The organism is Acidovorax sp. M2(2025) (assembly GCF_049330835.1).
Lineage (GTDB): Bacteria > Pseudomonadota > Gammaproteobacteria > Burkholderiales > Burkholderiaceae_C > Acidovorax.
The window spans coordinates 175017-185459 of sequence record NZ_CP186262.1 but is presented as its reverse complement, the minus strand read 5'-3'; the positions used below and the strand labels follow the sequence as shown (position 1 = coordinate 185459).

Here is a 10443-nt window from a genome sequence, read left to right as displayed (position 1 = left end):
CGTAAAGCGTTGCACGCGGCGGGTGCTGCACCGCAATCTTTACAAAGTGTATCAACCAGCGACAGGGGGCCAGACCTGCCCAGGCGCGCGCAGCCTGGGGCCGGGGGTGTCGCGGGCTCAGGGGGCCAGCAGGGCCGTGAGTGCCAGCCCGGGGCTCCACGGATCGGAAAACAGGAACTGCCACGCCCAGTACAGCTCCGAGAAGCCCGCCAGCAGCAGGGTGGCGGCCCCGGCCCACGCGCCCTCGGCGTGCCACGCGGCGGCGGAGACCACGCCGTGGCCTGCCAGCGCTGCCAGGCCCCCCAGTCGCCGCAGGGTGAGGGGTCGCACCAGGGTAGCGTTGCCGGGGCTGGGGGGCGGCGCATCGCCGCCTGCCGTGGCCGCCAGCCACAGCTCCCACCCGGCTGCGCCGTCGCCGTCGAAGGGATCGGCGCGCGGCTCCAGCGTGAGCCACTGGATGCGCGGCGCCCCGGCTGGGGCTGGCGTGCCCGGCGCGGCCGGCAGGGGGCCCGCAGCGGGCACGGCCCAGGCCAGGGTGCCGCTCCCGTCGGTCGCACCGGCAGCACCGGGCATTACCGGCGCGCCGTAGCGCGCGGCCAGCCGCTGCGCCAGGGCCGCCTGGGCCTGGTGCGCAGCGGCTTGCAGGTCGGCAGCCAGGAAGGCATACGGGCCGCGGAGCGGCGCGCTCAGGCCCGCGTGCAGCACGCGGCAACGCGCGCCGGGCTCCAGGCCTTCGGTGGCAGCACGCGCCAGCAGCCGCTGGGCCAGCGGCACGATGCCGTCCAGCGTCTGCAGCCCTTCCAGGTGGTCCGCCAGCGGCGGATGAAAGAACGGCCGGGGCGGCCAGCACAGGTCCCGCACGCTGCTGCGCCACAGCACGGCCCCTGTGGCATCCAGCAGCGCGGCCTGCTGGCCGTCGTAGTGGGCGCGCCAGACCTCCGTGCCGTCTCCATCGACCCACGCCATCTGGCCGTCGCGCGTGATGAAAGGCACCAGCGGCGTGCCCGCCAGCGGCGCCACCAGACGGCCCGCGCCGTCGGTCAGCGGCTCCAGCAGCTGCGCGGGCGCCGGCACGAACCGGCCGTCCGGATGCAGCAGGCCCCAGGGGGGCGCGGGCGGCGTCTGGGGCGTGTCGGCCCGCACCACGGCAACACCCCGGTCCGCGGAAAAGTCCGTGCCAAAGCTCCATGCCGCCCCCGGCAGCGGCTGGCCCCGGGCCGTCAGAAACCGCGTGCCGTGGGTCCTGTCTGCCACCACCCCGCAGGCCATGTGGCGCGACAGGTGGCGCCCGCCGCGCACGACCACCCGGCCGGCGGCATCCACGTAGCCGCAGCCCCCGCCGTCCCCCGCGCCCGGCTCGGCGAAGAAGGCCAGTCCGTCGGCGTTGAAAGCGTCCAGGCAGGCGTAGCGCGGCTCCAGCACCCAGTGGCCCGCCAGGTCGATCAGGCCATGGAGCACGCCGTCGCGCGACGCGGCCGTGGCGGCCACGGCGCCGAACGGCTGCGCGCTGCGCAGGCCGGGGGCAATGGCCCACCGCCCCTGCCGGTCCACAAAGCCGTGGGTGGGCGGCCCGCCCGCAGCGCCCGCAACCGTGGCGCGCGCCAGCCCGTGGGGGCCCAGCGGGCCCAGCGCTGCGAACGTGGCGCCAGCGCCGATGGGCTGGCCCCGGCGGTCCACCAGGCACCAGCCGTCCCCGGGCCGCTGCACCGGGGCCACGCCCTGGCTGAACGGGTGCACCTCCTCAAAAACGGGCGCCAGCGCCACCTGGCCGGCCAGGTCGATGAAACCCCAGCGCCCGCCGTCGCAAAACGCGGCCAGACCGTCGCTGCCGGCGCAAAACCCGCGGGCCTGCTGCAGGGCGGGCGGTACACGCCATTGGCCGTCGCCGCCGATGTAGCCCCACCCGCCATCGGCCGCGCGGGCGGGTGCGATCCAGCCGCCCGCACCGTCGGCATGAAAGCCGTGGACCTCGCGCAGGCCTTCGGCGGGCGCCGCGGCCCGCCCCTGGTGGACGATGAGCAGCGCAACCTCCCCGCACGCCGGGTCCAGGGGCAGGCTGGCCAGCCAGGGGGCGGCTGCAGCGGAGGCGGGGGGGCGGTCGCGGTGCATGGTCGTGGGGAAACTCCCGGCGGCATGCTAGCCACGGTGCCCGCCCGCGCCGGTAACGATTTGCACGGCGTTGCCAAATCGCCCACATCCGGCCCCGCGGGCGGAGGCGCGGCGATTTTTCTGGGGATTTACCCTGATTTTTTTGCCGGCCTGTCGATTGGGCCGGGGGCGGTTCGTCGTGCAGGGGAAGGCCGCGGAGATTTTGGTGTCCGTTTCTTCACCCCCCTTGTTTGTTCGACCCCAGGAGAACCCCATGCGATTCATGATCATTGTGAAAGCCACCGCCGAATCCGAACGCGGCGACATGCCCACGGCCCCGTTGATGGCCGCCATGGCGCGCTACCACGAGGAGCTGGCCCAGGCCGGCGTGCTGCTGGATGCCAGCGGCCTCAAGCCCACGGCCCAGGGGTGGCGGGTGCGCTATGGCGCGGGCGGGCGCAGCGTTACCGACGGCCCGTTCACCGAAACCAAGGAGCTGATTGCCGGCTACACCCTGATCCAGGTGCGCAACCGCGACGAGGCGCTGGAGTGGACGCGCCGCTTTCCCAACCCGCGCGGCGAGGGGCTGGAGGCCGAGATCGAGGTGCGCCAGCTGTTCGAGATGGAAGACTTCGCCGGCGTGGAAGGCGTGGAGGCATTCCGCGACCTGGAAGCCCTGCGGGGCTGAGCCCGGACCAGGACCCCCAGGACGACCAGGAGCCACCCATGCTCAAGACCATCGCCCTGCTGCTGCTGGCCGCTGTGGCCCTGCTGCTGGCCTATGCCGCCACGCGGCCGGACACGTTCCGCGTGGAGCGCAGCCGCGTCATCGGCGCGCCGCCGGACCGGGTGTTCGGCCTCATCCACGACCTGCGCCAGTTCAACACCTGGAACCCCTACGAGCGCAAGGACCCGGCCCTGAAGGGCGAATACAGCGCCACCACCACCGGCCCCGGTGCACGCTACGCCTGGCGCAGCGACAAGGTGGGCACGGGCAGCCTGGAAATCGTGGAGGCGGTGGCCCCGCACCGCGTGGACATGAAGCTCGACTTTGTGGCTCCGTTCGAAGCCCACAACCGGGCCGAGTTCACGCTCCAGCCCGAGGGCGCCCAGGCCACCCGCGTCACCTGGGCCCTGCAGGGGCCCGTGCCCTACCTGGCCAAGATCGCGCACCTGTTCTTCAACATGGACCGCATGGTGGGGCGGGACTTCGAAGACGGCCTGGCCCACCTGCAGGCCGTGGCGATGGCGGCGCCGAAGCCCGCGCCGTAGCGCGGTGCCACCAACGCGCCACCAATGCCCGCACCGCAATGCGGTGCTCTGCCCGCCCCGCTTTGCCAAGCGGCCCCGTTCCCTTTACCGTCACCACCCCCAAGGAGTTTTCCCATGCACCACGCACAGATCTTCGTCAACCTGCCCATTGCCGACATGGCGCGCTCGCAGGCGTTTTTCAAAGCCCTCGGCTACCACTTCAACCCCCAGTTCACCAACGACCAGGGCGCCTGCCTGGTGGTGGGCGACAACCTGTTCGTGATGCTGCTGGTGCGGGACTTCTACCAGACCTTCACCAGCAAGGCGATTGCCGATGCGCACACCACCTCCGAAGTGCTGGTGTGCCTGTCGTGCCCAAGCCGCGATGCCGTGGACACGCTGGTGGACCGTGCCGTGGCCGCGGGCGCCGCCACGCCGCGCCCGGCGCAGGACCTGGGCTTCATGTACTCGCGCAGCTTTGACGACCTGGACGGCCACACCTGGGAGTTCGTGCACATGGTGGACGCCAGCCAGGCCCTGGGTTAAGCGGTCGGCGTGAACGAATCCGCCCTGCCCGGCCCCGACGCCCTGCACCGCACCATTGCGTCGGTGTGGCGCATCGAGGCCGCGCGCATCATCGCCAGCGTGGCGCGCATGACGCGCGACGTGGGCCGTGCCGAAGAGCTGGCGCAGGACGCGCTGGTGGCCGCGCTGGAGCATTGGCCTGCCGCCGGCCTGCCGGCCAACCCGGCCGCGTGGCTCATGACCACCGCCAAGCGCCGCGCCATCGACCACCTGCGCCAGCAGGCGCTGCACGCGCGCGAAAACGAAGCTCTGGGCCTGGACCTGCAGGCGCTGGAGGCCCAGTACGCGCCCGATGTGCTGGACACCCTGCTGCACGCCGAGCAGGACGGCATTGGCGACGACCTGCTGCGCCTGGTCTTCACCGCCTGCCACCCCGTGCTGCCCACCGAGGGCCGCGTGGCGCTCACGCTGCGGCTGCTGGGGGGCCTCACCACCGGCGAGATCGCGCGCGCCTTTCTCGTGCCCGAGCCCACGGTGGCCCAGCGCATCGTGCGCGCCAAGCGCAGCCTGGCCGCCGCGCAGGTGCCGTTCGAGGTGCCGGGCGCCGCCGAGCGCGCGCCGCGCCTCGCGTCGGTGCTGGAGGTCATCTACCTCATCTTCAACGAAGGCTATGCCGCCACCGCTGGCGACGACTGGATGCGCCCCGCGCTGTGCGGCGAGGCCCAGCGCCTGGCGCGCGTGCTGGCCACGCTGGCGCCCGACGAGCCCGAGGTGCAGGGCCTGGTGGCGCTGCTGGAGCTGCAGGCTTCGCGCCTGCCCGCCCGCGCCGACGTCCACGGCCGCCCCGTGCTGCTCATGGATCAGGACCGCACGCGATGGGACCACCTGCTCGTGCGCCGCGGCCTGGCCGCGCTGGACAGGGCCGAGCAGCTGGCCCGTGCCGGACACGCCTGGGGGCCTTATGCGCTGCAAGGCGCCATTGCCGCCTGCCACGCGCGGGCGCGGCGCGCCGAAGACACCGACTGGCAGCACATCCTGGCCCTGTACGACGCCTTGCTGCAGGTGGCGCCCTCGCCCGTGGTGGCCCTGAACCGCGCGGTGGCCGTGGGCATGGCCGAAGGTCCGCAGGCCGCGCTGGCGCTGGTGGACGAACTGGCGGCGCATCCGTCCCTGCGGCACTACCACTGGCTGCCCAGCGTGCGCGGCGACCTGCTGGCCAAGCTGGGCCGCGGGGACGAGGCGCGCGCCGAGTTCAAGCGCGCAGCCAGCCTCACGCGCAACGCGCAGGAGAAAGCGCTGCTGATGGCCCGCGCGTGCGGCTAAGAGCCGTCAGCGCCGCTTTTTCTTCGGCTTCTTCCGGTCGCGCTGGCTGGGCGGCGTGGCCGCCTTGGGGGCCAGCCCCAGCGCGGTGCGCGCCAGGGTGTCGGCGGCGCCGTTGCGGTGGCGCGGAATCCACTGCAAGCGAACGTTGTCGAACCTGTGCAGCACGCTGCGCGCCTCGTCAAACAACGGGGCCAGCCGCGCCAGCGGCGCCGCCGGGCGGCCACCCAGCTGCTCCACCAGCACGCTGCTGTCGCTGAACACCTGCACCGGGGTCGATGCCGCCAGCCCTTGCTGCGCCAGCCACCGCAGCGCGTGCATCAGTGCGCGCAACTCGGCTTCGTTGTTGCAGCCGGTGAAGGTCGTGGCTTCGGAAACCTGGTGCCGCACCGCTCCGTCAGGCCCCGTTACCACCGCCCCCAGCCCCATGCGCCCCGGGTTGGGCCAGGCACTGCCGTCGCAATGGATGACCCAGGCCGGCGGAGGGCTGCTTTCGTTCATGGCAAGCGCTGATGCGCAGCCGCCCGGCGGGATGTCACTTGTAGAAAGCCTCGACCTTGCCCTTGAGCTTGATCATCAGCGGCTGGCCCTTGCGGTCCACCGTCTTGCCGGCGGGCACCTTCACCCAGCCTTCGCTGAGGCAGTATTCCTCCACATCGGTGCGGTCCTTGCCGTTGAAGCGGATGCCGATGTCGTGCTGGAAAACGGCGGCCACGTGGTGCGGGCTGCGGGGGTCCACCGACAGGCGGTCGGGCAAGGGAGGAGGCGTGGTAGCGGCGTCGTTCATGGCAAATTCGCGGCCCGGGGGCCGCAGCTGAAAAAAGGAAAGCGCCGATTCTCCGGCTTTTGCGGGCCCGCTCCCGCGTGGCGGGTTGCGTACCCCGGCGTTGCATGCCAGCAAAACCCGTTGTCGCGCCCTGGGACGCCGCAGCGCTGCACGCCACGGGCCCTCAATTTTAATGAAATTGGCTTCCAGTGCTTATGGATAAAGCGCGAGAAGCTATCAAAAATATAGCGTTCCAGCTTTAAGCCGCCGCGTGCCGCGCCAGCAGGGCCGGCACGGCCGGCCGGGCGCAGCGCTGCACGGCCTGCAGCAGCGCATGGCTGGGCTCGGCCACGTGCCAGTGGGTGCGCAGGTCGTGCTGGATGCGTGCCAGCAGCGCGGCGGCCATTTCGGCGTCCGCCAGCGCACGGTGGGCCTGGCCGGTGCGGGGCAGGCCGTGGTAGTCCACCAGCGTGCCCAGCTTGTGGCTGGGCGCCTGCGGGTACAGGCGGCGCGACAGCAGCACCGTGCACGCAAACGGCTGGGGCGCGGCCAGGCCGGCGTGGGCCAGCTCGGCCTGCCAGAACTTGCTGTCGAACGCGGCGTTGTGCGCCACCATGGGGGCATCGCCCACGAAGCGCGCCGCGTCGGCCATCACGCCGGCCGCGTCCGGCGCGGACGCCACCATGGCGTTGGTGATGCCGGTGAGCTGCGTGATGAACGGGGGAATCCACGCGCCGGTTTTCATCAGGCTCTGAAACCGGTCCACCACCTGGCCTTTTTCCAGCAGCACGATGGCGACCTCGGTGGCACGCGCGCCCTGGCCGGGCGAGACGCCGGTGGTTTCAAAGTCGATGACGGCGATAGGAGGCATGGCAGGCAGCAGCACAAGAACAAAGGCAGCGCCGGACGCGCTGCCCGCATTGTGCCGCTGGCGGGCGCTTGCGCTGCCAAGCCCCGCTGTGTCACCTCGCGTGCATGAGAGTACAGCGGCGAAGCTTAGCCCGGGCCGGGTGTCCCGCAGCCCGTTGGTCCGCCGCGAGATGGCTCCTGGTTGCGGCTGCCGATACGTGCAGCGTGGCTGGAGCGCTTTGTGCTCATGGAGCCTCCCTCCGGCACGGTGGGAGCCGCCTGCAGCCGTGGGGCAACGCTCAGGGCAGCGCCACCTTCTGGTGCTCGCCCAGGCGCGGGGGCTCGCCGGTGACGGCGGCCTTGGCCATCTGGAACAGCTGCACCATCTTGTTGGCTTTCACGTCCCAGAATTCCGCGTGGCGGATGCGCACCGCCAGCAGCACCACGTCCGGGTCGGTGGGCCCGCCGGGGAACCACGCCTGCGCCCCGGTGGACCACAGGGCTTGCTTTTCCACCGGGTCGTCCACGAAGCGCACCTGGCCCGACAGCGACACGTAGCTGTCCTGGCCCGGGTCGGCATAGGACACGTTCACCTCGCCGTCGGTCAGCAGCCGCTCGTACAGCTCGCCCGACTTGGGAATGAAGAAATACAGCTCGGCCTGCTCGTCCATGCTGCGGTTCTGCGTGGTGAGCGGATGGGCGTGCAGCATACCGGTGGCCGTGCGGTGGGTCAGCATCCCGAAGCGAATGTCCTTGATGAGTTTCCACAAGGTTTCGTGGGCGGGGGTGTCGTGTGCCATGGAGTCTCCAGCGGGTGGGGGGATCGGAACCGGCCCGTGATCGGCACGGGCGCATCGGTCCACTGTGCAAGCTGCGCGAGGGGCGGGCCATCGGCAGCTTGCCCGGCTGGATGTGGGCATTTGTCTGACAGGGCCGCGCCGCGCGGCGGCAGGCCCAGGGGCTGGCGTGCTGCGCCAGCGTCAGGCCTTCTTCAGGAACTCCGACTTCAGCAGCATGCTGCCCAGGTCCGTCTTGCAGTCCACGTTGTGGCCGTCGGCGCCGTCCACCAGCCGGATGCTCTTGATCTTGGTGCCCTTCTTGAGGGTGGACGAAGAGCCCTTCACCTTGAGGTCCTTCACCAGGATCACCGCATCGCCGTCGGCCAGGGGGTTGCCGTTGGCATCGCGCACGATGCCGTCCCCCGCATCGGCGTCAGCCTCCGCCGCCTCGGCCACCTGCGGCCACTCAAAGGCGCAGTCGGGGCACACGTAGTTGCTTCCGTCGGGGTAGGTGTTTTCCAGGCCGCACTGGGGACATGCCGGAGGGGTGGAGGTGCTCATGGTGTTCTCTTTCTTTCTATCGATCGTTGTTGGAATGGTTTTGGGGAAACACGGAAAAATGCGTCACAAGGCTGCCCGCTGCTGCAGCGCGAACGGCGGCAGGCCCTTGAGCAGCCGCTGCCCGTAGCTGGTGCGCGTGAGGCGCTTGTCGTAGCAGTACACATGGGCCTGGTCTTCCTCGGTGCGGATGGCGCGGCCCACCCATTGCGCCAGGCGGATGGCGGTGGCGGGCACCACCAGCTCGCTGAACGGGTCGCGCCCCACGGCGCGCAGCCACTCGGCGCGGGCCTCGCCCACCGGGTCGTCGGGCGGGGCAAAGGGCAGCTTGGTGATGAAGACCGACTCGCACAGCCGCCCGGGCAGGTCCAGCCCTTCGCCGAAGGACTGCATGCCGAAGATGACCGAGGGCTCGCCGTTGTCCACCCGCTCGCGGTGGCGCTTGAGCAGCTGCGTGCGCGGCAGCGCGTTTTGCACCAGCACCACGCTGCGCATGGCGGTGGGCAGCGCGTCCACGGCCTGGCGCATCTGCTCGCGCGAGGTGAACAGCACCAGCGCGCCGTATTCCACGTGGGCAATGTCGTGCAACAGCGCATCGACCATCTCGGCGGTGAACTGCGCGGCGTTCTTGGGGTCGGCGCGCGTCTCGGCCGCCACCAGCGTGCCCTGGGCGGCGTAGTCGAAAGGACTGGCCACTTCCAGCGTGGTGGTGGCATCGTCGCCGTGCAGGCCCGTTTCGCGCAGGAAGAAATCAAAGCTGCCGCAGCTGGTGAGCGTGGCCGAGGTCAGCACCGCCCCGCGCACCGCGCTCCACAGGTGGTTGCGCAGCGTCGTGCCCGGCAGGATGGGGCTGGCGTGCGCCTTCACCACGATGAAGTCGCCGTCCGTCTCCAGCGTGAACCATTTGGACGCGGGCACGGCGCCCTCGGGCGCATCCTGCAGCAGCAGCTGCGCGGTGGCGTGCAGCTCTTCCAGGCGCGGCGCCAGCATGCCGATCTGGGCGTACAGCGTGGACAGGCGCTTGGCCTCGTCGGGCTTGTCGCGCATTTCGGCGCGCAGCGCCTTGCTGATGGCACGCAGGGCTTCGAGAAAGCCCTCGGAACTCGCAGCCAGCAGGCCCAGCGGTGCAATCAACTGTTCGGGCAGTTCGCCCCGCGGAACGCGCACGCGCGCCGGGCCCCAGGTGTCCTTCTGGCTCTTGAGTGCGGTGCCGTACACATCCATCACGATGCGCGCCAGGTCCTGCAGGGTCTGGCGAAGCTGGGCCGCGTGTTTGGGGATGTCGGCGATCTCTTCGACCTCCAGCAGTGCCCCGATGCGCAGCCCGCGGCTGGACAAGCGCTCGATCCAGGTGATGCGCGACAGGTCCATGCTGCAGGCGAACTGCTGCAGCGCGGTGGCGGGCAGGTGGTGGGCCTCGTCCAGCACCAGCAGGCAGTTGTCGAGCTCGGGCAGCACGCGGGCGCCCAGCGAGGACAGCAGCAGGTCATGGTTGGCCACGATCACCTGCGCGCCCACCAGTTCCTTGCGCTTGTCGTAGTAGGTGCACTGGCTGAAGGCCGGGCAGTGCTTGCCGGTGCACGACGCGCCCTCGGCCGCCACCGGGCTCCACACCTCGGGTTCGGGCGGTGTTTCCAGGCTGTCCCGGTCGCCGTCCCAGGCGCCTTTCGAGAGCGTCTGCGCCATCGTCGAATAGAACTGGATGCGCGCCTCGGTCTCCTGCCGCGGGCGCTTGGCGCGCTCGGCGGCCTCTTCCTCGGCAAACAGGTCGTCGTCGGCCGCATCGGCCTCACCCGTGCCCGCCAGGCGGTCGAGCTTGAGCTTGCACACGTAGCGGCCGCGCCCCTTGGCCAGCGCAAATTTGAAGGGCTGCGGCATGCGCGCGGCCAGCGCCGGCAGGTCCTTGTGCACCAGCTGCTCCTGCAGCGCCACCGTGGCGGTGGAAATCAGCACCCGCGTGCCGCGCGCCAGCGCCAGGGCGATGGCCGGCGCGCAGTACGCCAGCGACTTGCCCACGCCCGTGCCCGCCTGGATGACGGCAATCGAGCGCGTGGGCGCATCGCCGTCGCCGTCCTCGTCCACCTTGCCCAGGGTGGCGTTGCTGAAGGTGTGCGCCACCTGTTCGGCCATCCGCCGCTGCCCGGCGCGGCTGCGAAACCCGTCGGTGGCTTGCACGACCGCATCAAATGCTTGCAGGGCCTGTGCGGCCCATTCCTTGGGAGACATACGGGAATCGGTGGGGTTCCGGTGGCGCGCCCGGAGCTGGATGAAAACCCAGATGTTAACGCGGGCGTGCAGACCAGGGCC

11 protein-coding genes are annotated in these 10443 nt (G+C 71.0%); 4 read left to right on the top strand and 7 right to left on the bottom strand.

The features are described from left to right. Window positions 1-117 precede the first annotated feature (117 nt). Window positions 118-2109, bottom strand: coding sequence for a WG repeat-containing protein (locus ACOYR3_RS00860; protein WP_422844650.1), 1992 nt, complete (start codon window positions 2107-2109; stop codon window positions 118-120). A gap of 253 nt (window positions 2110-2362) precedes the next feature. Between ACOYR3_RS00860 and ACOYR3_RS00855 the strand changes: the two genes are divergently transcribed. The 4 genes from ACOYR3_RS00855 (at window position 2363) to ACOYR3_RS00840 (ending at window position 5187) form a co-directional block, all read left to right on the top strand. Beyond that, window positions 2363-2776: a YciI family protein gene (locus tag ACOYR3_RS00855; RefSeq protein ID WP_422844649.1), complete on the top strand. Its 414-nt coding sequence runs from the start codon at window positions 2363-2365 to the stop codon at window positions 2774-2776. 38 nt (window positions 2777-2814) lie between these two features. Beyond that, the gene (locus tag ACOYR3_RS00850; RefSeq protein WP_422844648.1) at window positions 2815-3360 is read left to right on the top strand and encodes an SRPBCC family protein; all 546 of its coding nucleotides are present in this window, start codon (window positions 2815-2817) and stop codon (window positions 3358-3360) included. Window positions 3361-3474: 114 nt separating this feature from the next. Further along, window positions 3475-3885 (top strand): VOC family protein, encoded by a 411-nt coding sequence (locus ACOYR3_RS00845; protein ID WP_422844647.1) that lies wholly within the window; start codon window positions 3475-3477, stop codon window positions 3883-3885. A 9-nt stretch (window positions 3886-3894) separates the two neighbouring features. Continuing rightward, window positions 3895-5187, top strand: a complete 1293-nt coding sequence (locus tag ACOYR3_RS00840) for an RNA polymerase sigma factor (protein ID WP_422844646.1) — start codon at window positions 3895-3897, stop codon at window positions 5185-5187. Between the two features lie 6 nt (window positions 5188-5193). Here the strand turns inward: ACOYR3_RS00840 and ACOYR3_RS00835 are convergent, their stop codons facing one another. The 6 genes from ACOYR3_RS00835 to dinG form a co-directional block, all read right to left on the bottom strand. Continuing rightward, a complete protein-coding gene (locus ACOYR3_RS00835; protein WP_422844645.1) occupies window positions 5194-5685 on the bottom strand; it encodes a ribonuclease HI family protein in 492 nt (163 codons plus the stop codon). Between the two features lie 34 nt (window positions 5686-5719). After that, window positions 5720-5971 carry a DUF3297 family protein gene (locus ACOYR3_RS00830; RefSeq protein WP_422844644.1) on the bottom strand — a complete coding sequence of 84 codons (252 nt, stop codon included), beginning with the start codon at window positions 5969-5971 and terminating at the stop codon, window positions 5720-5722. A gap of 238 nt (window positions 5972-6209) precedes the next feature. Then, window positions 6210-6821: a PolC-type DNA polymerase III gene (locus tag ACOYR3_RS00825; RefSeq protein ID WP_422844643.1), complete on the bottom strand. Its 612-nt coding sequence runs from the start codon at window positions 6819-6821 to the stop codon at window positions 6210-6212. Window positions 6822-7098: 277 nt separating this feature from the next. Continuing rightward, window positions 7099-7599: a pyridoxamine 5'-phosphate oxidase family protein gene (locus ACOYR3_RS00820; protein ID WP_422844642.1), complete on the bottom strand. Its 501-nt coding sequence runs from the start codon at window positions 7597-7599 to the stop codon at window positions 7099-7101. A gap of 180 nt (window positions 7600-7779) precedes the next feature. Further along, the gene (locus ACOYR3_RS00815; RefSeq protein ID WP_422844641.1) at window positions 7780-8139 is read right to left on the bottom strand and encodes a zinc ribbon domain-containing protein YjdM; all 360 of its coding nucleotides are present in this window, start codon (window positions 8137-8139) and stop codon (window positions 7780-7782) included. Between the two features lie 63 nt (window positions 8140-8202). Then, entirely contained in the window at window positions 8203-10362 is a 2160-nt protein-coding gene (dinG, locus tag ACOYR3_RS00810) for an ATP-dependent DNA helicase DinG (protein ID WP_422844640.1), read from the bottom strand. Window positions 10363-10443 lie beyond the last annotated feature (81 nt).